Source organism: Enterobacter cloacae complex sp. P2B, from assembly GCF_014895985.1.
Taxonomy (GTDB): Bacteria; Pseudomonadota; Gammaproteobacteria; order Enterobacterales; family Enterobacteriaceae; genus Enterobacter; species Enterobacter bugandensis.
This window is the reverse complement of sequence record NZ_JADBQQ010000006.1, coordinates 167,555-188,282: the sequence shown is the minus strand read 5'-3', so window position 1 is coordinate 188,282 and position 20,728 is coordinate 167,555. Positions and strand designations below refer to the sequence as shown.

16 protein-coding genes are annotated in these 20,728 nt (G+C 56.0%); 8 read left to right on the top strand and 8 right to left on the bottom strand.

The window, feature by feature from the left end; translation table 11 throughout:
* Window positions 1–97: 97 nt before the first annotated feature.
* From dapB to folA, 7 genes are all read left to right on the top strand, one after another.
* Entirely contained in the window at window positions 98–919 is an 822-nt protein-coding gene (gene dapB / locus IM313_RS06055; RefSeq protein ID WP_192971597.1) for a 4-hydroxy-tetrahydrodipicolinate reductase, read from the top strand.
* A 454-nt stretch (window positions 920–1,373) separates the two neighbouring features.
* Window positions 1,374–2,522, top strand: coding sequence for a glutamine-hydrolyzing carbamoyl-phosphate synthase small subunit (gene carA / locus IM313_RS06050; protein WP_041911264.1), 1,149 nt, complete (start codon window positions 1,374–1,376; stop codon window positions 2,520–2,522).
* Between the two features lie 18 nt (window positions 2,523–2,540).
* Window positions 2,541–5,765 carry a carbamoyl-phosphate synthase large subunit gene (gene carB / locus IM313_RS06045; protein ID WP_041911263.1) on the top strand — a complete coding sequence of 1,075 codons (3,225 nt, stop codon included), beginning with the start codon at window positions 2,541–2,543 and terminating at the stop codon, window positions 5,763–5,765.
* Between the two features lie 140 nt (window positions 5,766–5,905).
* Window positions 5,906–6,139: a YgdI/YgdR family lipoprotein gene (locus IM313_RS06040; RefSeq protein WP_003856439.1), complete on the top strand. Its 234-nt coding sequence runs from the start codon at window positions 5,906–5,908 to the stop codon at window positions 6,137–6,139.
* Between the two features lie 103 nt (window positions 6,140–6,242).
* Window positions 6,243–6,773, top strand: coding sequence for a glutathione-regulated potassium-efflux system oxidoreductase KefF (gene kefF, locus IM313_RS06035; RefSeq protein ID WP_048999030.1), 531 nt, complete (start codon window positions 6,243–6,245; stop codon window positions 6,771–6,773).
* Window positions 6,766–8,631, top strand: coding sequence for a glutathione-regulated potassium-efflux system protein KefC (gene kefC / locus IM313_RS06030; RefSeq protein ID WP_048999031.1), 1,866 nt, complete (start codon window positions 6,766–6,768; stop codon window positions 8,629–8,631). The genes kefF and kefC overlap by 8 nt, the downstream gene beginning before the upstream one ends.
* A gap of 114 nt (window positions 8,632–8,745) precedes the next feature.
* Entirely contained in the window at window positions 8,746–9,225 is a 480-nt protein-coding gene (gene folA, locus IM313_RS06025; RefSeq protein WP_006173915.1) for a type 3 dihydrofolate reductase, read from the top strand.
* A 35-nt stretch (window positions 9,226–9,260) separates the two neighbouring features.
* On the opposite strand, the gene apaH is transcribed toward folA, so the two are convergent.
* The 6 genes from apaH to lptD are packed head-to-tail and all read right to left on the bottom strand — an operon-like array spanning window position 9,261 to window position 15,990.
* Window positions 9,261–10,109 (bottom strand): bis(5'-nucleosyl)-tetraphosphatase (symmetrical) ApaH, encoded by an 849-nt coding sequence (gene apaH, locus IM313_RS06020; RefSeq protein ID WP_049137720.1) that lies wholly within the window; start codon window positions 10,107–10,109, stop codon window positions 9,261–9,263.
* Between the two features lie 4 nt (window positions 10,110–10,113).
* Window positions 10,114–10,491, bottom strand: a complete 378-nt coding sequence (gene apaG / locus IM313_RS06015; protein ID WP_014882505.1) for a Co2+/Mg2+ efflux protein ApaG — start codon at window positions 10,489–10,491, stop codon at window positions 10,114–10,116.
* Between the two features lie 3 nt (window positions 10,492–10,494).
* Window positions 10,495–11,316, bottom strand: a complete 822-nt coding sequence (gene rsmA, locus IM313_RS06010; RefSeq protein ID WP_028015479.1) for a 16S rRNA (adenine(1518)-N(6)/adenine(1519)-N(6))-dimethyltransferase RsmA — start codon at window positions 11,314–11,316, stop codon at window positions 10,495–10,497.
* Window positions 11,313–12,299 (bottom strand): 4-hydroxythreonine-4-phosphate dehydrogenase PdxA, encoded by a 987-nt coding sequence (pdxA, locus tag IM313_RS06005; RefSeq protein WP_192971598.1) that lies wholly within the window; start codon window positions 12,297–12,299, stop codon window positions 11,313–11,315. The genes rsmA and pdxA overlap by 4 nt, the downstream gene beginning before the upstream one ends.
* Window positions 12,299–13,585, bottom strand: coding sequence for a peptidylprolyl isomerase SurA (surA, locus tag IM313_RS06000; protein WP_028015481.1), 1,287 nt, complete (start codon window positions 13,583–13,585; stop codon window positions 12,299–12,301). The genes pdxA and surA overlap by 1 nt, the downstream gene beginning before the upstream one ends.
* A gap of 53 nt (window positions 13,586–13,638) precedes the next feature.
* Complete coding sequence (lptD, locus tag IM313_RS05995) at window positions 13,639–15,990, bottom strand: LPS assembly protein LptD (protein WP_047367310.1); 2,352 nt, start codon at window positions 15,988–15,990, stop codon at window positions 13,639–13,641.
* A gap of 239 nt (window positions 15,991–16,229) precedes the next feature.
* On the opposite strand from lptD, the gene djlA reads away from it, so the two are divergent.
* Complete coding sequence (gene djlA / locus IM313_RS05990; protein ID WP_192971599.1) at window positions 16,230–17,045, top strand: co-chaperone DjlA; 816 nt, start codon at window positions 16,230–16,232, stop codon at window positions 17,043–17,045.
* A 30-nt stretch (window positions 17,046–17,075) separates the two neighbouring features.
* Here djlA and rluA read toward each other — a convergent pair whose 3' ends face one another.
* On the bottom strand, window positions 17,076–17,735 hold the full coding sequence (rluA, locus tag IM313_RS05985) for a bifunctional tRNA pseudouridine(32) synthase/23S rRNA pseudouridine(746) synthase RluA (protein WP_028015484.1): 660 nt from the start codon (window positions 17,733–17,735) through the stop codon (window positions 17,076–17,078).
* Window positions 17,736–17,747: 12 nt separating this feature from the next.
* On the bottom strand, window positions 17,748–20,654 hold the full coding sequence (gene rapA / locus IM313_RS05980) for an RNA polymerase-associated protein RapA (RefSeq protein WP_028015485.1): 2,907 nt from the start codon (window positions 20,652–20,654) through the stop codon (window positions 17,748–17,750).
* Between the last annotated feature and the right edge of the window lie 74 nt (window positions 20,655–20,728).

The window sequence follows — 20,728 nt, the reverse complement described above, 5'->3', positions numbered from 1 at the left end:
CGTTAAATTCTAATTATTGGTGTTTTCAGTTGGCAGCCTTTACGAAGGCTGGTTAATCTGAAAACGGTTTACATCATTTTAACGTAAGAGAATAACTATGCATGATGCACAGATCCGTGTCGCCATTGCGGGCGCGGGTGGACGTATGGGTCGCCAGCTGATTCAGGCGGCAATACAAATGGATGGCGTGGCACTCGGCGCGGCGCTGGAGCGTGAAGGTTCATCCCTGCTGGGATCCGATGCGGGTGAACTGGCCGGCGCGGGCAAGACAGGTGTTACCGTTCAGAGCAGCCTTGATGCGGTGAAAGATGACTTTGACGTGTTCATCGACTTTACCCGTCCCGAAGGCACCCTGACTCACCTGGCGTTTTGCCGCCAGCACGGTAAAGGGATGGTGATTGGCACTACCGGCTTCGATGATGCGGGTAAACAGGCCATTCAGGATGCAGCCACCGACATTGCGATTGTCTTTGCAGCGAACTTTAGCGTAGGCGTTAATGTCATGCTGAAGCTGCTGGAAAAAGCGGCGAAGGTGATGGGCGACTACACCGACATTGAGATTATCGAAGCGCACCACCGCCATAAAGTTGATGCTCCATCAGGCACGGCGCTGGCGATGGGCGAAGCGATTGCTTATGCAATGGATAAAGATTTAAAAGACATCGCGGTCTATTCCCGTGAAGGGCATACCGGAGAACGCGTGCCGGGCACCATTGGTTTCGCAACCGTCCGGGCGGGCGATATCGTCGGCGAACACACGGCGATGTTCGCCGATATTGGCGAACGTGTTGAGATTACGCACAAAGCGTCAAGCCGCATGACGTTCGCCAATGGCGCAGTACGCTCCGCATTGTGGCTGAAAACGAAAGAAAAGGGTCTTTTTGATATGCGAGATGTGCTGTATCTCAACAATTTGTAAGCTTTATTACCCATCGTGATGTGGTTATTGCAGTCGTAATGTATTGATTGCATAGGGCAATAATTTATTGCCCTCTTATTTTATTTGTTTTAGATGGATTTTGATTGTTAATGGTCATAAATCTGAGTTTTATGCCATTATTATGTGAATTGAATGTAAATTTTGACCATTTGGTCCACTTTTTGTCGCTCTCGTCTCTTAATTTCCATAAAACCTACCGCGCAAGCGTTTTCCAGGATGGTTTACCTGATCTTTTTGCCCGTTAAATCCTATTCAAGCTTCCAGTCCTGCAAAAGAATAAACAAAATATCCGTTTTAAGTTGACTTTTACCCACCAAATCTCCAGAATGCCGCCGTTTGCCAAAAATCCGCTGGCAACACATTTGCATTGATCTATGACATAGTCATGAATTAATATGCAAATAAAGTGAGTGAATATTCTCTGGAGGGTGTTTTGATTAAGTCAGCGCTATTGGTTCTGGAAGACGGAACCCAGTTTATCGGTCGGGCCATAGGGGCAACGGGTTCGGCGGTTGGGGAAGTCGTTTTCAATACTTCAATGACCGGTTATCAAGAAATCCTCACTGATCCTTCCTATTCTCGCCAAATCGTTACTCTTACTTATCCTCATATCGGCAATGTCGGCACCAATGCGGCTGACGAAGAATCCTCTCAGGTACATGCGCAAGGCCTGGTCATTCGCGACCTGCCGCTGATTGCCAGCAACTTCCGCAACACTGAAGACCTCTCTTCTTACCTGAAGCGCCATAACATCGTGGCGATTGCCGATATCGATACCCGTAAGTTAACGCGTCTGCTGCGCGAGAAGGGGGCACAAAACGGCTGCATCATCGCAGGGGATAACCTCGATGCGACGCTGGCGCTGGAAAAAGCGAAAGCCTTCCCGGGCCTGAACGGTATGGACCTCGCGAAAGAAGTGACTACCGCCGAAGCCTACAGCTGGACGCAGGGGAGCTGGACGCTGGAAGGCGACCTGCCGGAAGCGAAAAAAGAGAACGAACTGCCGTTCCACGTGGTGGCCTATGATTTTGGTGCCAAGCGCAACATCCTGCGCATGCTGGTTGACCGCGGCTGCCGCCTGACGGTGGTACCGGCGAAAACCTCCGCTGAAGAGGTGCTTAAGATGAACCCAGACGGCATCTTCCTCTCTAACGGCCCAGGCGACCCGGCACCGTGCGATTACGCTATCGACGCCATCAAGTCCTTCCTGGAAACCGACATCCCGGTATTCGGCATCTGCCTCGGCCATCAGCTGCTGGCGCTGGCGAGCGGTGCGAACACCGTCAAGATGAAGTTCGGCCACCACGGTGGTAACCACCCGGTGAAAGACATTGATAACAATACGGTGATGATTACCGCGCAGAACCACGGTTTCGCCGTCGATGAAGCCTCTATGCCAGCTAACCTGCGCGTGACGCACAAATCACTGTTCGATGGCACCCTGCAGGGTATCCACCGTACCGATAAGCCAGCGTTCAGCTTCCAGGGCCACCCGGAAGCCAGCCCGGGCCCGCACGACGCCGCGCCGCTGTTCGATCACTTCATCGAACTTATCGAGCAATACCGTAAGACCGCTAAATAATCAGGAGCCGAGAAGACCATGCCAAAACGTACAGACATAAAAAGCATCCTGATCCTTGGCGCTGGCCCGATCGTCATCGGCCAGGCCTGCGAATTCGACTACTCCGGCGCGCAGGCGTGTAAAGCGCTGCGCGAAGAGGGTTACCGCGTCATCCTGGTTAACTCTAACCCGGCCACCATCATGACCGACCCGGAAATGGCGGATGCCACCTACATCGAGCCGATTCACTGGGAAGTGGTGCGTAAAATCATCGAAAAAGAGCGCCCGGACGCGGTGCTGCCAACCATGGGCGGCCAGACGGCGCTGAACTGCGCGCTGGAGCTGGAGCGTCAGGGCGTGCTGGCTGAATTTGGCGTCACCATGATTGGTGCGACCGCCGACGCGATTGATAAAGCAGAAGACCGTCGCCGCTTTGACGTGGCGATGAAGAAAATCGGCCTCGACACCGCGCGCTCCGGTATTGCGCATAACATGGAAGAGGCGCTGGCCGTTGCGGCTGAAGTGGGCTATCCGTGCATCATCCGTCCATCGTTCACCATGGGCGGCACCGGTGGCGGTATCGCCTACAACCGCGAAGAGTTCGAAGAGATTTGCGAGCGCGGTCTGGATCTCTCCCCAACCAAAGAGCTGCTGATTGATGAATCGCTGATTGGCTGGAAAGAGTACGAGATGGAAGTGGTGCGTGATAAAAACGACAACTGCATCATCGTCTGCTCCATCGAAAACTTCGATGCGATGGGTATCCACACCGGCGACTCCATCACCGTTGCGCCAGCCCAGACGCTGACCGACAAAGAGTATCAAATCATGCGTAACGCCTCGATGGCGGTACTGCGTGAAATCGGCGTGGAAACCGGCGGTTCTAACGTGCAGTTCTCGGTGAACCCGAAAACCGGCCGTCTGATTGTTATCGAAATGAACCCGCGCGTGTCCCGCTCCTCCGCGCTGGCCTCCAAAGCCACCGGCTTCCCGATTGCGAAAGTGGCGGCGAAGCTGGCAGTGGGTTACACCCTCGACGAGCTGATGAACGACATCACCGGTGGCCGCACGCCTGCGTCCTTCGAGCCGTCCATCGACTACGTTGTGACTAAAATTCCTCGCTTTAACTTCGAGAAATTCGCGGGCGCGAACGACCGTCTGACGACCCAGATGAAATCTGTGGGTGAAGTGATGGCGATTGGCCGCACGCAGCAGGAATCCCTGCAAAAAGCGCTGCGCGGTCTGGAAGTGGGCGCCACCGGCTTTGACCCGAAAGTGAGCCTGGACGATCCGGAAGCGCTGACCAAAATCCGCCGCGAGCTGAAAGACGCGGGCGCAGAGCGTATCTGGTACATCGCCGATGCCTTCCGCGCGGGCCTGTCCGTCGACGGCGTATTTAACCTGACCAACATCGACCGCTGGTTCCTGGTGCAGATTGAAGAGCTGGTGCGTCTGGAAGAGAAAGTGGCGGAGCTGGGCATCAACGGCCTGGACGCAGACTTCCTGCGCATGCTGAAGCGTAAAGGCTTCGCCGATGCGCGTCTGGCTAAGCTGGCGGGCGTGCGCGAAGCGGAAATCCGCAAGCTGCGCGACCAGTATGACCTGCACCCGGTTTACAAGCGCGTGGACACCTGCGCGGCCGAGTTCTCGACCGATACCGCGTACATGTACTCCACCTATGAAGACGAGTGCGAAGCGAACCCGTCCGTCGACCGCGACAAGATCATGGTGTTGGGCGGCGGTCCAAACCGTATCGGCCAGGGCATCGAGTTTGATTACTGCTGCGTACACGCCTCGCTGGCGCTGCGCGAAGACGGTTACGAGACCATCATGGTCAACTGTAACCCGGAAACCGTTTCTACCGACTACGACACCTCTGACCGTCTCTACTTCGAGCCGGTTACCCTGGAAGACGTGCTGGAAATCGTGCGCATCGAGAAGCCAAAAGGCGTTATCGTGCAGTACGGCGGTCAGACCCCGCTGAAGCTGGCGCGCGCGCTGGAAGCGGCTGGCGTACCGGTTATCGGTACCAGCCCGGACGCGATTGACCGCGCGGAAGACCGTGAGCGTTTCCAGCAGGCGGTTGACCGTCTGAAGCTGAAGCAGCCGGCGAACGCCACCGTGACGGCCATTGAAATGGCCGTTGAGAAGGCGAAGGAGATTGGTTACCCGCTGGTGGTGCGTCCTTCCTACGTGCTGGGCGGCCGCGCGATGGAAATCGTCTACGACGAAGCCGACCTGCGTCGCTACTTCCAGACGGCGGTGAGCGTTTCCAACGATGCGCCAGTACTGCTTGACCGCTTCCTCGACGACGCGGTTGAGGTGGACGTTGACGCCATCTGCGACGGCGAAATGGTGCTGATTGGCGGCATCATGGAGCATATCGAGCAGGCGGGCGTGCACTCCGGTGACTCCGCCTGTTCTCTGCCGGCCTACACGCTGAGCCAGGAAATTCAGGACGTGATGCGCCAGCAGGTGCAGAAGCTGGCCTTTGAGCTGCAGGTTCGTGGCCTGATGAACGTTCAGTTCGCGGTGAAAGACAACGAAGTTTATCTGATTGAAGTCAACCCGCGTGCGGCGCGTACCGTACCGTTCGTCTCTAAAGCGACCGGTATTCCGCTGGCGAAAGTGGCGGCGCGCGTGATGGCTGGCCAGACGCTGGCTCAGCAGGGCGTAACCAAAGAGATCATCCCGCCGTATTACTCGGTGAAAGAGGTGGTGCTGCCGTTCAACAAATTCCCGGGCGTTGACCCGCTGTTAGGGCCAGAGATGCGCTCGACCGGGGAAGTAATGGGCGTGGGCCGCACCTTCGCAGAAGCGTTTGCCAAGGCGCAGCTGGGCAGCAGCTCTACCATGAGAAAATCGGGCCGTGCGCTGCTCTCCGTTCGCGAAGGCGATAAAGAGCGCGTGGTTGACCTGGCCGCCAAGCTGCTGAAACAGGGCTTCGAGCTGGACGCAACCCACGGTACGGCGATTGTGCTGGGTGAAGCCGGTATTAACCCGCGTCTGGTGAACAAAGTGCATGAAGGTCGTCCGCACATTCAGGATCGTATCAAGAATGGCGAATATACCTACATCATCAACACCACCGCAGGACGCCAGGCGATTGAAGACTCCAAGCTGATTCGCCGCAGCGCGCTGCAATACAAAGTGCACTACGACACCACCCTGAACGGCGGTTTCGCAACAGCGATGGCGCTGAATGCGGATGCCACCGAAAAGGTGATTTCGGTGCAGGAAATGCACGCGCAGATTAGCAAGTAACCCCCATTGCCCGGTACCGTTCGGTTACCGGGCAATTTTCCCATCTTAAGAACCTTCTGGTTTTTCATCCGCTTTCAGTCAGTTAGCCTAAAATAGTTAGGTCGATAACGAAAATTCAACTGAGAGCAGGGGAAAACACCATGCAAAATAAATTACTGATCGCTTCCGTTCTGGCTGCCACCGCAATGTTTACCGTCGCGGGCTGTTCGTCCAATCAGGCCGTAAAAACCACCGATGGCAAAACGATTGTCACCGACGGGAAACCGCAGGTGGATGACGATACCGGCCTGGTGTCGTACAAAAACGCCGAAACCGGTCAAACTGAACAGATTAATCGCGACCAGGTGAAATCCATGGGCGAGCTGGATAACTAATTCAGAATTCTGACGTAAGCCCGTCAATAATATTCACTATTAGCCTGTTGAATTACTGACTACACTCTTTTGTTAAAAGAAGGCAGTAACAACAGGCTAATCAATGATTCTTATAATTTATGCCCATCCCTATCCGCAGCACTCGCATGCGAATAAGCGGATGCTTGAGCAGGTAAGGACGCTGGATAACGTAGAGATACGTTCCCTCTATCAACTCTATCCCGATTTTAATATTGATATCGCCGCTGAACAGGAGGCGCTAACCCGTGCCGATCTGATTATCTGGCAACATCCTATGCAGTGGTACAGTACGCCCCCACTCCTGAAACTGTGGATCGATAAGGTCTTCTCTCACGGCTGGGCGTATGGCCACAACGGCCATGCGCTAAAAGGCAAAAGTCTGATGTGGGCGGTCACTACGGGCGGAGGAGAAAGTCACTTTGATATCGGTTCCTTCCCGGGTTTTGAGGTTCTGGCGCAGCCGCTGCAGGCTACGGCGCTTTACTGCGGGCTGAACTGGCTCCCGCCTTTTGCGATGCATTGCACCTTTGTTTGCGACGATGAAACGCTGCAGGCGCAGGCTCGCCATTATAAACAACGCTTGCTTGAGTGGCAGGAGACGCATCATGGATAGCCATACGCTGATACAGGCGCTGATTTATCTCGGCGCGGCGGCGCTGATTGTGCCGGTGGCGGTACGTCTGGGGCTGGGGTCGGTTCTTGGCTACCTGATTGCGGGCTGCGTCATTGGGCCCTGGGGCTTTCGACTGGTAACGGATGCGGAGGCGATCCTCCATTTCGCTGAAATTGGCGTCGTGCTGATGCTGTTTGTGATTGGTCTGGAGCTGGATCCGCAGAGGTTATGGAAACTTCGCGCCTCGGTATTTGGCGGAGGCGCGCTGCAGATGGTGGCCTGCGGCCTGCTGCTCGGTGGGTTCTGCATCCTGTTGGGCATGGACTGGAAAGTGGCGGAGCTTATCGGCATGACGCTTGCGCTCTCCTCGACGGCCATCGCCATGCAGGCGATGAACGAGCGAAATCTGACGGTCTCGCAGATGGGACGCAGCGCGTTCTCGGTGCTGCTGTTCCAGGATATCGCCGCTATTCCGCTGGTGGCGATGATCCCGTTGCTGGCGGCAAGCGGCTCGTCCACGACGCTGGGGGCGTTTGCGCTGTCGGCATTAAAAGTCGTGGGGGCGCTGGCGCTGGTGGTCCTGCTTGGCCGCTACGTGACCCGCCCGTTACTGCGGTTTGTTGCCCGTTCAGGCCTGCGCGAAGTGTTCAGCGCCGTGGCGCTGTTCCTGGTGTTTGGCTTTGGTTTGCTGCTGGAGGAAGCCGGACTGTCGATGGCGATGGGGGCGTTCCTCGCAGGCGTTCTGCTGGCGAGCTCTGAATATCGTCACGCCCTGGAAAGCGATATCGAGCCGTTCAAAGGGCTGCTGCTGGGGCTGTTTTTCATCGGCGTGGGGATGTCCGTCGACTTCGGCACGCTGGTCACGCACCCGCTGCGGATCGTCATCCTGCTCGTCGGTTTCCTGGTGATTAAAATGGTGATGCTGTGGCTGATTGCGCGTCCATTGAAGGTGCCGAACAAGCAGCGCCGCTGGTTTGCCGTACTGCTGGGTCAGGGGAGCGAATTTGCATTCGTGGTCTTTGGTGCCGCGCAGATGGCAAACGTGCTCGATCCCGAGTGGGCGAAAGCGCTGACGCTGGCGGTCGCGCTTTCGATGGCGGCAACGCCTGTTCTACTGGTGGTGCTGACGCGTCTGGAAAAATCAGGCAGCGAGCAGGAGCGCGAAGCCGACGAGATCGATGAGGAGCAGCCGCGCGTCATCATCGCCGGATTTGGTCGCTACGGGCAGATCGTCGGGCGTTTACTGCTGTCAAGCGGGGTGAAAATGGTGATTCTCGATCACGATCCTGACCATGTCGATACCCTGCGTAAATTTGATATGAAGGTGTTTTACGGCGATGCGACTCGCGTCGATCTGCTGGAATCCGCCGGGGCGGCAAAAGCTGAGGTATTGATTAACGCCATTGACGATCCTGAGACCAGCATGCAGATGGTGGAGCTGGTAAAAGAGCATTTTCCGGGGCTGACCATTATCTCCCGCGCGCGCGATGTGGATCATTACATCCGGCTGCGTCAGGCGGGCGTAGAGGCGCCGGAGCGTGAAACGTTCGAAGGCGCGCTGAAGTCTGGCCGCCTGGCGCTGGAGAATCTGGGGCTCGGCGCGTATGAAGCGCGCGAACGTGCGGACCTGTTCCGCCGCTTTAACACCGGGATGGTGGAAGAGATGGCGGCGATGGCCGGCAGTACGGCCACGGAGCGTGCGGCGGTGTTTAAACGCACCAGCGCCATGCTGACAGAAATCATTAACGAGGACCGCAATCACCTGTCGCTGATCCAACGTCATGGCTGGCAGGGCACGGAAGAGGGCAAGCATACCGGCGATCCGGCTGACGAGCCCGAGAGTAAACCTTCCGCGTGAAGTGGAGTTGCCAGCAATAATAAAAAATTTCTGTATCTTTACTCTGCCGCCAGTCGACGAAAGATTAAGCTTTCCGTATAGTGGCGGCAATTTTTTGCATCCGGGAAATTTTCAATGATCAGTCTGATTGCAGCGCTGGCGGTGGACCGCGTTATCGGTATGGAAAATGCCATGCCGTGGAACCTGCCTGCCGATCTCGCATGGTTTAAACGTACTACGTTAAACAAGCCGGTAGTGATGGGCCGCCTGACCTGGGAGTCGATTGGTCGTCCATTGCCGGGCCGTAAGAATATCGTTATCAGTAGCCAGCCGGGCACTGACGATCGCGTCGAATGGGTTAAGTCCGTTGATGAAGCGATTGCCGCCTGCGGTGACGCCGAAGAGATCATGGTGATCGGCGGCGGCCGCGTGTACGAGCAGTTCCTGCCTAAGGCTCAGAAGCTGTATCTGACCCACATTGATGCGGAAGTGGAAGGGGACACCCATTTCCCGGATTACGATCCGGACGAGTGGGAATCGGTATTCAGCGAGTTCCACGACGCGGATGCACAGAACTCCCACAGCTACTGCTTCGAGATTCTGGAACGTCGTTAAGTGATGTCCCTCTCCCGCCCGGGAGAGGGAATGATTCAGGAGGCAACGGCCTCACTTCCCCCTAAGTCCAGCTGTCGGTTGGACGGCTGAACAAAGTAAGCTTTATCTTCCCAGCGTAAGCAGGTCAACTCTCCGCCCCAGCAGCATCCGGTATCCAGACCGTAGATCCCGTCCGGCGTGCCTTTTCCTTCCAGCGCAGCCCAGTGGCCAAAGACGACGTTGTACTCGCTTGTCACGGGTCCAGGAATGGCAAACCACGGTTTGAGCGGGGCAGGCGCGCTTTCCGGCGTCTCTTTGGAATACATATCCAGCTGCCCGTTCGGGAAGCAGAAACGCATGCGCGTAAAAGCGTTGGTAATAAAGCGCAGGCGGGCCAGACCGCTGAGATCCTCGCTCCAGTGATTCGGCATATCGCCGTACATGGCATCAAGGAAGAAGGGGTACGAGTCGCTCGCCAGCACCGCCTCAACGTCACGCGCGCAGGTTTTAGCCGTCTCAAGATCCCATTGCGGGGTGATCCCGGCATGAGCCATGACCAGCTTTTTCTCCTCATCGACCTGCAGTAAAGGCTGGCGGCGCAGCCAGTTAATCAGTTCGTCCGCGTCTGGCGCATCCAGCAGGGGAGAGAGGCGATCTTTAGGTTTGTTGCGGCTGATCCCGGCAAATACGGCCAACAGGTGAAGATCGTGATTGCCCAGCACCATGCGCACGCTGTCGCCCAGAGATTTGACGAAACGTAAAACCTCAAGCGAGCCCGGGCCACGCGCGACTAAATCGCCCGTCAGCCAGAGCGTGTCCTGTCCTGGCGTAAAGTCGACCTGTTTTAACAATGCGATCAGTTCATCGTAGCAACCGTGAACGTCGCCAATCAGATATGTAGACATTAGATTAATGAATGAGTGTGGTTACGGCGAGACGGAACACAGGAATAGCAACGCGGAACACATTGCCATCGACGTCGACCATTTCATAATGGCCTTGCATGGTACCCAGCGGCGTTTCAATTACCGCGCCGCTGGTGTACTGATACTCTTCGCCAGGGGCGATGTGGGGCTGTTCACCGACCACTCCTTCACCCTGAACTTCAATTTCGCGGCCATTGCCGTTGGTGATAAGCCAGTAGCGCCCGCGCAGCTGCACGGGCATCCGCCCCAGATTGCGAATGGTCACGGTGTAAGCAAAGACAAAACGCTCTTCATCCGGCGAGGATTGCGATTCAACATAGACGCTTTGTACATGGACACATACGCGGGGCGAATCAATCATGGCTTAACTCTCCTTCGGCGGCGCATTTTCGCTGATGTAATTAGCCAGCTTGCAGTACTGCTCTACGGAAATGTTTTCCGCACGCATTGCCGGGTCGATCCCCAGCTCTGCTAACACCTCAACGGTAAACGAATTGCTCAGACTGTTACGGATCGTTTTACGGCGCTGGTTAAAGGCTTCCGTGGTGATGCGGCTCAGTACGCGCAGATCTTTAACCGGATACGGTTTCGTTTTGTGCGGCACAAGGCGCACAACCGCAGAATCTACTTTCGGTGGCGGCGTGAACGCTGATGGCGGTACTTCGAGTACCGGGATCACGTTGCAGTAATATTGTGCCATCACGCTTAAACGACCATACGCTTTACTGTTCGGCCCTGCAACCAGACGGTTAACAACCTCTTTTTGCAACATGAAGTGCATGTCGGCAATGGCATCAGTATAGCTAAAGAGGTGGAACATGAGCGGCGTGGAGATGTTATACGGCAGGTTGCCGAACACGCGCAGCGGCTGGCCCATTTTTTCCGACAGTTCGCCAAAGTTCATGGTCATGGCATCCTGCTGATAGATGGTCAGCTTTGGTCCGAGGAACGGGTGCGTTTGCAGGCGTGCGGCTAGGTCGCGGTCCAGTTCGATAACGGTCAGCTCGTCGAGGCGTTCGCCTACCGGCTCGGTCAGTGCGGCAAGGCCCGGGCCGATTTCGACCATAGCCTGACCCTTCTGCGGATTAATAGCAGACACGATGCTGTCGATCACGAATTGATCGTTGAGAAAGTTTTGCCCGAAGCGTTTACGGGCTAAGTGGCCCTGATGGACTCGATTAGTCATTGAGTATTAACAATCATTTTGATGGCGAGATTAAGCGCCGTAATAAAACTGCCGACATCCGCTTTCCCCTGGCCTGCCAGATCCAGCGCAGTGCCGTGGTCAACGGACGTTCGAATAAAGGGTAAACCGAGGGTGATATTCACCCCGCGGCCAAAGCCCTGGTATTTTAGCACGGGCAGACCCTGATCGTGGTACATCGCGAGGACGGCGTCGGCATTATCCAGGTATTTTGGCTGGAAAAGGGTGTCCGCAGGCAGCGGCCCGCTGAGATTCATCCCTTTGGCGCGCATTTCTTCAAGCACCGGAATAATGGTGTCGATCTCTTCGGTACCCATGTGACCCCCTTCACCCGCGTGCGGATTGAGGCCGCAGACCAGAACGTGCGGCCGCTTGATGCCGAACTTCGTTTGCAGGTCGTGATGCAGGATCCCGATGATCTCCCGCAGCAGTTCCGGGGTGATGGCATCAGGAATGGCCTTGATCGGTAGATGGGTGGTCACGAGAGCAACGCGCATCGCTTCCGTCGCCAGCATCATCACCACTTTCGGGCTGTGCGAGCGCTCTTCGAAGAACTCGGTATGCCCGGTAAAAGGGATGCCCGCTTCGTTGATGACGCCCTTATGCACGGGGCCGGTGATCAGAGCGGCAAACTCCCCCTTCAGGCAACCGTCGCAGGCGCGGGCAAGGGTTTCCACGACGTAGTGGCCATTTTCCGTGCTGAGCTTGCCTGGAATAACGGGTGTACGAAGGGGAACAGAAAGAAGAGTGAGCGTACCGGCCTGCTGTGGTGCGGGCTGTTGGCCTTCAACGTAAGGGATGAGCGTTAAGGGCAGACCGAGCAGATTCGCCCGGTCTTGTAACAGTGTTGCATCCGCGCAGACAACCAGTTCTACTGGCCAGCTGCGCTGGGCGAGCTGGACAACGAGGTCAGGCCCAATCCCGGCGGGTTCGCCGGGAGTGATAACAACACGATGCTGTTTCATTAGTTGCTCAGGACTTTCACGTAAGCACTGGCGCGCTGTTCCTGCATCCAGGTTGCCGCTTCTTCGGAGAACTTACGGTTAAACAGCATACGGTAGGCTCTGTCTTTCTGCGCCGCATCCGTTTTGTCCACGTTGCGGGTGTCCATCAGCTCGATCAGATGCCAGCCAAATGAAGAGTGAACCGGGGCACTGATCTGGCCTTTATTCAGCTTCATCAGCGCATCGCGGAAGGCAGGATCGTAAATGTCCGCAGCCGCCCAGCCCAGATCGCCGCCTTGGTTCGCAGAGCCAGGATCCTGAGAGAACTCTTTCGCTGCATTGGCAAACGACGTTTTACCGCTCTTAATATCTGCGGCAATTTGCTCCAGCTTCGCACGCGCCTGATCGTCAGTCATGATCGGTGACGGCTTCAGCAGAATGTGGCGAGCGTGAACTTCAGTCACGGAGATATTCTGGCTCTGACCGCGCAGATCGTTCACTTTCAGAATGTGGAAGCCCACCCCTGAACGGATTGGACCGACGATATCGCCTTTCTTCGCCGTGCTCAGCGCCTGAGCAAAGATAGATGGCAGCTCCTGGATACGTCCCCAGCCCATCTGGCCGCCTTTCAGGGCCTGTTGGTCAGCAGAGTAGGTGATAGCCAGCTTGCCAAAGTCGCCGCCGTTACGCGCCTGGTCGACAATTGAACGTGCCTGACTTTCTGCTTCAGCAGCCTGATCTGACGTTGGGTTCTCTGGCAGTGGGATCAGAATGTGGCTCAGGTTCAGCTCTGTGCTCGCATCGTTCTGGTTGCCCACCTGTTTTGCCAGCGCATCCACTTCCTGAGGCAGGATCGTGACGCGACGACGCACTTCATTGTTACGCACTTCTGAAATCAGCATCTCTTTACGGATCTGGTTACGGTAGGTAGCGTAGCTGATGCCGTCATAGGCCAGACGGCTGCGCATCTGGTCCGGCGACATGTTGTTCTGCTTTGCAATGTTAGCGATAGCCTGATCGAGCTGCTCGTCGGTCACCTTCACGCCCATTTTCTGACCCATCTGCAGGATAATCTGATCCATGATCAGACGCTCCAGGATTTGGTGGCGCAGCGTGGCGTCATCCGGAAGTTGCTGACCCGCTTCGCCCGAATTGAGCTTCACGGATTTCATCAGACCATCAACGTCACTTTCGAGCACGACGCCGTTGTTAACGACAGCGGCGACCTTATCAACAACCTGGGGGGCCGCGAAGCTGGTATTCGCAACCATAGCGACACCAAGCAGCAGCGTTTTCCAGTTCTTCATACTTTTTCCATTTCAATTAACCGCAAAGCGGATTACGTTGTAAATCAAGCACATTACAAAGAACTACTGTACGGCAGAATGTTCGAACGCAGCATCTGATGCGTGCCCAGGCCGTAGTTGGAGCTCAGGCCGCGCAGTTCGACATTAAAGCCAATCACGTTATCGTATTTGCTCTGATTGTTTACAGTGTCCCAGCCGTTAAGCTTACGCTCGTAACCGACGCGCAGCGCGTAACAGCAGGAGTTATATTGCAGACCAACCATCTGGTCCGCTGGCTTATTCGCGTTGGTGTCAAAGTAGTAAGCGCCTACGATTGACCAGCGGTCGGCGATAGGCCAGCTTGCTGCACCACCAACCTGCGAGATGCCGTCTTTATACTGTTCTGCGCCTGCATAAGAAGGCAATGTTGCCTGAATATATTCCGGGCTGGCATAACGATACGTCAACTGTACCATGCGGTCTTCATCGCGACGGTACTCAATAGCGGCACTGCTTGTGGCGATATTATCGAGGCGAGTGTCATATTGCACACCACCACGCAGGCCCCAACGGTCAGTCATGCGCCAGTACGTGTCTCCCGCCCAAACCAGCGAGCCCGTTTTGTTGTCCTTCTCCCAGTTAATGTTGTCATCACCGGTACGTGACTCGGTGAAATAGTAGATTTGACCAACAGAAACGTTAAAACGTTCAACGGCGGCATCATCATAAACGCGTGTTGTGACGCCGGTCGTTAACTGGTTAGCGGATGCGATACGGTCCAGACCGCCGTAAGTACGATCGCGGAACAGGCCGCTGTAGTCAGACTGCAGTAAAGACGAGTCGTAGTTCTGAATCTTGCTCTGATCGCGGTACGGTACGTACAAATACTGCATACGTGGCTCAAGCGTCTGGGTATAACCATCCGCCAGCAGGCCCATATCACGCTCGAAGATCAGCTTCCCGTCCATTTTGAACTGCGGGAGCGTTCGGTTAACCGACTCTTCCAGATGCGCATTCTTCGTGGTGTTGTAATTATCAATATTTTTTTGCTGATAGTGCGTCGCCATCAGCTTGGCTTCGGTATTCAGGCTTGCCCAGTCGTTAGACCACGGCAGATTGATCGTCGGCTCCAGGTGAACACGCGTAGCTTCTGGCATGTCCGAATCCGTGTTCACGAAATGTACCGCCTGAGCGTAAACCCGGGTGTCGAATGGACCTACATTATTCTGATACCAGTTAACGTCCAGCTGCGGCTCTGCACCATAGGTAGGCGTGGACTGGTCAGAGAATACCTGGAACTGCTTGGTTGAGACGGTTGCATCAAAGTTCTGCACCGCATAGCCTACGCTGAACTTCTGCGTGGCATAGCCATCCGTGCTCGAACCGTATTTAGACGAGAAGTCGTTAAAATAAGATGAGTCGCTAACTTTGGTATAGTCAACGTTAAAGCGCCACACCTGATCCATCACTCCGGCATGCTGCCAGTAGAATAGCCAGCGGTGTTTATCGCCTTCTGTAGGGTGCTCATCCTGGAAGACCTTATCCGACGGCAGATAATCCAGCTCCATCAGGCCAGCACCGGCCTGAGTCAGATAGCGGAACTCGTTTTCCCACATGATGTTGCCGCGCTTGTGGATATAATGCGGCGTGATCGTGGCGTCCATGTTGGGCGCGATGTTCCAGTAATACGGCAGGTAGAACTCAAAGTAGTTCGAGGTGCTGTATTTGGCATTCGGGATCAGGAAGCCCGAGCGACGCTTGTCACCCACGGGAAGCTGGAGATAAGGGCTGTAGAATACCGGCACCGGACCCAGCTTAAAGCGTGCGTTCCAGATCTCTGCGACCTGCTCTTCACGGTCATGGATAACTTCGCTCCCGACCACGCTCCAGGTATTTGAACCCGGCAGACATGATGTAAAGGAGCCATTCTCCAGAATCGTATAGCGGTTTTCACCGCGCTGTTTCATCAGGTCCGCTTTACCGCGTCCCTGGCGACCCACCATCTGGTAATCACCTTCCCAGACGTTAGTATCTTTGGTATTCAGGTTTGACCAGGCTTTCGGACCTTTCAGGATGACCTGATTGTCGTCATAGTGCACATTACCCAGCGCATCCACCGTTCGTACCGGCTCGACCGCGCCTTCCGGCTGCTTCTGGTGCAACTGCACTTCATCAGCCTGCAGGCGGCTATTGCCCTGGTTAATATCCACATTGCCCGTAAACGTGGCATTGTCAGGATAAGTACCTTTGGAGCTATCGGCAGTAATGGTTACCGGCAAGCTATTTGTATCGCCCTCCACCAGTGGGCGATTATAACTTGGGACGCCAAGCATACACTGCGAGGCGAGATCGGCCGCCAGCCCCTGTTGACTGTACAGGGCGGAGCCAATCATTGTGGCCAGGAGGGTGGGGATACGTTTTTTCATACGTTATATTTTATTGTTCCGTCATCAGTGGCTACGGCTTACAAACGCTCAGAGACTATCTTACTCATCAGCGCAGTACCAGCGTTAATCCTGCCCGTTTGCGCGCCAGAGTGTTAGGCTCGCTATCGAATGACGAGTATGATAAAGCAAATTATAGGCGATGTCCTTCAATTGACCGTGGCTTGAACACTGTGATGATGACGTTGCGTCGGCAGGGAATATGACTATCCGGGGAGTATATGCAGTATTGGGGTAAAATAATCGGCGTTGCGTTCGCCATCATCATGGGTGCCGGGTTCTGGGGAATTGTGCTTGGGCTTATCATTGGCCATATGTTTGATAAGGCACGCAGCCGTAAAATGGCCTGGTTTGCCAATCAGCGCGAGCGTCAGTCGCTCTTTTTCTCCACCACCTTTGAGGTCATGGGGCACTTAACCAAATCCAAAGGCCGCGTGACCGAAGCGGATATTCAGATTGCCAGCGTTTTTATGGATCGCATGAACCTGCATGGTGAGTCCCGCCTGGCGGCGCAGAATGCGTTTCGCATCGGTAAATCGGATAACTATCCGCTGCGTGAAAAGATGCGCCAGTTCCGCGGCATCTGCTTCGGACGTTTTGATTTAATTCGGATGTTTCTGGAAATCCAAATCCAGGCGGCGTTTGCCGACGGCTCGCTTCACCCCAATGAACGCGATGTCCTGTACGTTATTGCGGAAGAACTGGGTATCTCCCGTATGCAGTTTGACCAGTTCCTGCGCATGATGCAGGGCGGCGCCCAGTTTGGCGGCGGCTATCACCAGCAGTCTTCCGGCGGTGCATGGCAGCAGGCGCAGCGTGGCCCGACGCTGGAAGATGCCTGCAACGTGCTTGGCGTGAAGCCCACGGACGATCAAACCACGATTAAACGTGCCTACCGTAAGCTGATGAGCGAGCATCATCCTGACAAGCTGGTGGCGAAAGGTTTACCGCCGGAAATGATGGAGATGGCGAAGCAAAAAGCGCAGGAAATCCAGAAGGCGTACGAGCTCATTAAAGAGAAGAAAGGTTTCAAATAAGAAAAAGCCCGACAATGTCGGGCTTTTTTTTCAGAAGTCCACCGGGGCTTTAAACGTCATCGCGTTACCGAAAGTAGGGTGGGTGATGGTGAGCGTTTGCGCATGGAGCTGCAGGCGTGGCGCTAACGCCAGGGCCTCTGGCGGGGCGTAGAAGCGGTCACCCAGAATCGGGTGACCCAGCGCAAGCATATGCACGCGCAGCTGGTGTGAACGTCCGGTAATCGGCTTAAGCAGGACGCGCGCGGTGTTATCCGGCGCGTACTCCAGCACTTCATATTCGGTTTGCGCGGCCTTGCCGGTTTCATAACACACCTTCTGCTTTGGCCTGTTCGGCCAGTCGCAAATCAGCGGTAAATCCACCAGCCCTTCCGCCTGCGCCGGGTGGCCCCAGACGCGGGCAACATACTGCTTCTTCGGCTCGCGCTCGCGGAACTGACGCTTCAGCTCGCGCTCCGCCGCTTTATTCAGCGCCACCACAATCACGCCGCTGGTGGCCATGTCCAGGCGATGGACGGACTCGGCCTGCGGATAATCGCGCTGAATGCGCGTCATCACGCTGTCCTTGTGCTCATCCAGACGGCCCGGCACGGACAACAGGCCGCTCGGCTTGTTGACCACCATAATGTGTTCATCCTGATACAGAATGACCAGCCAGGGATCCTGCGGCGGATTATACGGCTCCATCACCATCTTGCGCTCCGTTTACTGATGCGTCACAACGATAAGACGCAGGGCGTCGAGACGCCATCCCGCCTGATTCAGGCTTTCCAGCACCTGCTGACGGTTGCTTTCAATTGCCGCCAGTTCGTCGTCGCGGATGTTCGGGTTGACCGCTTTTAACGCTTCCAGACGGGACAGCTCGGCAGACAGTTTCTCGTCGGCTTCATTGCGCGCGGCGTCAATCAGGTCTCGGGCCGCTTTTTCGATCTGGATTTCGCCCTGCTGGAGAATGGCGTGCACGTCCTGCTGCACCGCGTTCACCAGCTTGCTGCCGGTATGGCGGTTCACCGCGCTCAGCTGGCGGTTGAAGCTTTCGAACTCCACCTGTCCTGCCAGGTTCGTACCGTTTTTATCCAGCAGCAAACGCACCGGCGTTGGCGGCAGGAAGCGGTTGAGCTGAAGCTGTTTCGGCGCCTGTGCTTCCACAACATAGATCAGCTCCAGCAGCAGCGTGCCTACGGGCAGCGCCTTGTTTTTCAACAGGGAGATGGTGCTGCTGCCGGTATCACCGGAGAGGATCAGATCCAGCCCGTTGCGGATCAGCGGGTGTTCCCAGGTGATGAACTGAGCATCTTCGCGGGACAGCGCCACGTCACGCTCGAAGGTGATGGTACAGCCATCTTCCGGCAGGCCCGGGAAATCGGGCACCAGCATGTGGTCTGACGGGGTTAACACGATCAGGTTCTCGCCACGATCGTCCTGGTTAATCCCGACAATGTCGAACAGGTTCATGGAGAAGCCGATCAGGCTGGTGTCGTCATCTTGTTCTTCAATGCTCTCGGCAAGCGCCTGCGCTTTTTCGCCACCGTTGGAGTGGATCTCCAGCAGGCGGTCGCGCCCCTGTTCAAGCTGCGCCTTCAGCGCTTCATGTTTCTCGCGGCAGGATTTAATCAGATCGTCAAAACCGTCGGTATTTTCCGGTGCGGCCAGGTAACCGATCAGATCGCCATGCACCTGGTCATAAATGGTGCGGCCCGTCGGGCAGGTATGCTCAAACGCATCCAGACCTTCGTGGAACCAGCGCACCAGCACGGACTGAGCGGTTTTTTCCAGGTACGGCACGTGGATCTGAATATCATGCGCCTGGCCGATACGATCCAGACGGCCGATACGCTGCTCCAGCAGATCCGGGTTGAACGGCAGATCGAACATCACCAGATTGCTGGCGAACTGGAAGTTACGCCCTTCAGAACCGATTTCGGAGCACAGCATCACCTGCGCGCCGCTGTCCTCTTCACTGAACCACGCCGCCGCGCGGTCGCGCTCGACGATGGACATGCCTTCGTGGAACACGGCGGCACGAATGCCTTCGCGCTCGCGCAGAACCTGTTCCAGCTGCAGCGCGGTGGCAGCTTTGGCGCAGATCACCAGCACTTTCTGGGAGCGGTGCGCGGTCAGGTAGCCCATCAGCCACTCCACGCGCGGGTCGAAGTTCCACCAGGTGCCGGTATCGCCTTCAAATTCCTGATAAATCTGTTCCGGGTAGAGCATGTCACGCGCGCGCTCTTCCTGAGTTTTGCGCGCGCCCATAATGCCGGAGACTTTAATCGCCGTCTGATACTGCGTCGGCAGCGGGAGCTTGATGGTGTGCAGTTCGCGTTTTGGGAACCCTTTCACGCCGTTACGGGTGTTGCGGAACAGCACGCGGCTGGTGCCGTGACGGTCCATCAGCATGTCGATCAGCTCTTTACGCGCGGATCCCGCATTCTCGCTGTCGCTGTTCGCAGCCTGCAGAAGCGGCTCGATATCCTGCTCGCCAATCAGATCGCTCAGGGTGTTGAGTTCATCGTTTGAGAGACGTTTACCCGCCAGCAGCAGCGCGACGGCATCCGCAACTGGACGGTAGTTGTTCTGCTCTTCCACGAACTGAGCGAAGTCGTGGAAACGGTTTGGATCGAGCAGGCGCAGACGGGCGAAGTGACTTTCCAGACCGAGCTGCTCCGGCGTTGCGGTCAGCAGCAGGACGCCGGGCACGCGCTCGGCAAGCTGTTCAATCGCCATATATTCGCGGCTTGGGGCATCTTCGCTCCACACCAGGTGGTGCGCTTCGTCGACGACCATCAGGTCCCATTCGGCATCGCACAGATGCTCAAGGCGCTGCTTGCTGCGGCGCACGAAATCCAGCGAGCAGATCACCAGCTGTTCGGTTTCAAACGGGTTGTCCGCGTCGTGCTGCGCTTCGGCATAGCGCTCGTCGTCGAACAGGGAGAAGCGCAGGTTAAAGCGGCGCAGCATCTCCACCAGCCACTGGTGCTGGAGGGTTTCAGGCACGACAATCAGCACGCGCTCGGCAGCGCCAGAGAGCAATTGCTGGTGCAGGATCATGCCCGCTTCGATGGTTTTACCCAGGCCCACTTCGTCAGCAAGCAGCACGCGGGGCGCATGGCGACGGCCCACATCATGGGCGATATTCAGCTGGTGGGGGATCAGGCTGGTGCGCTGGCCGCGCAGGCCGCTCCACGGCATGCGGTACTGTTCGCTCTGGAACTTACGCGCGCGGTAGCGCAGGGAGAAGCGATCCATACGGTCGATTTGCCCGGCAAACAGGCGGTCCTGCGGCTTGCTGAACACCAGTTTGCTGTCGAGCAGTACTTCACGCAGGATGACGTTCGTCTCTTCGGTATCAAGACGCGTTCCGATGTAGGCGAGCAGTCCATTCTCTTCTTTTACGTCTTCAACCTTTAGCTGCCAGCCTTCGTGGCTGGTCACGGTGTCGCCCGGATTGAACATTACGCGGGTCACAGGGGAGTCATTGCGGGCGTACAGGCGGTTTTCACCGGTAGCAGGGAAGAGGAGGGTAACCATGCGTGCATCAACGGCAACGACGGTTCCTAATCCAAGTTCGCTTTCTGTATCGCTGATCCAGCGTTGACCAAGTGTAAAAGGCATAGTTGTTCGGCTCTAATCTTTAATTGCAGGCAATAGTTCGACCCCCGTCAAAAAAGACGGTCATCGAAAAATGG

Bases quoted from the DNA above. Each gene is read 5' to 3' on its own strand.
- apaG (WP_014882505.1), bottom strand. From the start codon at position 10,491: ATGATTGATTCGCCCCGCGTATGTGTCCATGTACAAAGCGTCTATGTT.
- IM313_RS06040 (WP_003856439.1), top strand. From the start codon at position 5,906: ATGCAAAATAAATTACTGATCGCTTCCGTTCTGGCTGCCACCGCAATG.
- apaH (WP_049137720.1), bottom strand. From the start codon at position 10,109: ATGTCTACATATCTGATTGGCGACGTTCACGGTTGCTACGATGAACTG.
- pdxA (WP_192971598.1), bottom strand. From the start codon at position 12,299: ATGAAACAGCATCGTGTTGTTATCACTCCCGGCGAACCCGCCGGGATT.
- djlA (WP_192971599.1), top strand. From the start codon at position 16,230: ATGCAGTATTGGGGTAAAATAATCGGCGTTGCGTTCGCCATCATCATG.
- rsmA (WP_028015479.1), bottom strand. From the start codon at position 11,316: ATGACTAATCGAGTCCATCAGGGCCACTTAGCCCGTAAACGCTTCGGG.
- rapA (WP_028015485.1), bottom strand. From the start codon at position 20,654: ATGCCTTTTACACTTGGTCAACGCTGGATCAGCGATACAGAAAGCGAA.
- dapB (WP_192971597.1), top strand. From the start codon at position 98: ATGCATGATGCACAGATCCGTGTCGCCATTGCGGGCGCGGGTGGACGT.
- carB (WP_041911263.1), top strand. From the start codon at position 2,541: ATGCCAAAACGTACAGACATAAAAAGCATCCTGATCCTTGGCGCTGGC.
- surA (WP_028015481.1), bottom strand. From the start codon at position 13,585: ATGAAGAACTGGAAAACGCTGCTGCTTGGTGTCGCTATGGTTGCGAAT.
- lptD (WP_047367310.1), bottom strand. From the start codon at position 15,990: ATGAAAAAACGTATCCCCACCCTCCTGGCCACAATGATTGGCTCCGCC.
- kefF (WP_048999030.1), top strand. From the start codon at position 6,243: ATGATTCTTATAATTTATGCCCATCCCTATCCGCAGCACTCGCATGCG.
- rluA (WP_028015484.1), bottom strand. From the start codon at position 17,735: ATGGTGATGGAGCCGTATAATCCGCCGCAGGATCCCTGGCTGGTCATT.
- kefC (WP_048999031.1), top strand. From the start codon at position 6,766: ATGGATAGCCATACGCTGATACAGGCGCTGATTTATCTCGGCGCGGCG.
- folA (WP_006173915.1), top strand. From the start codon at position 8,746: ATGATCAGTCTGATTGCAGCGCTGGCGGTGGACCGCGTTATCGGTATG.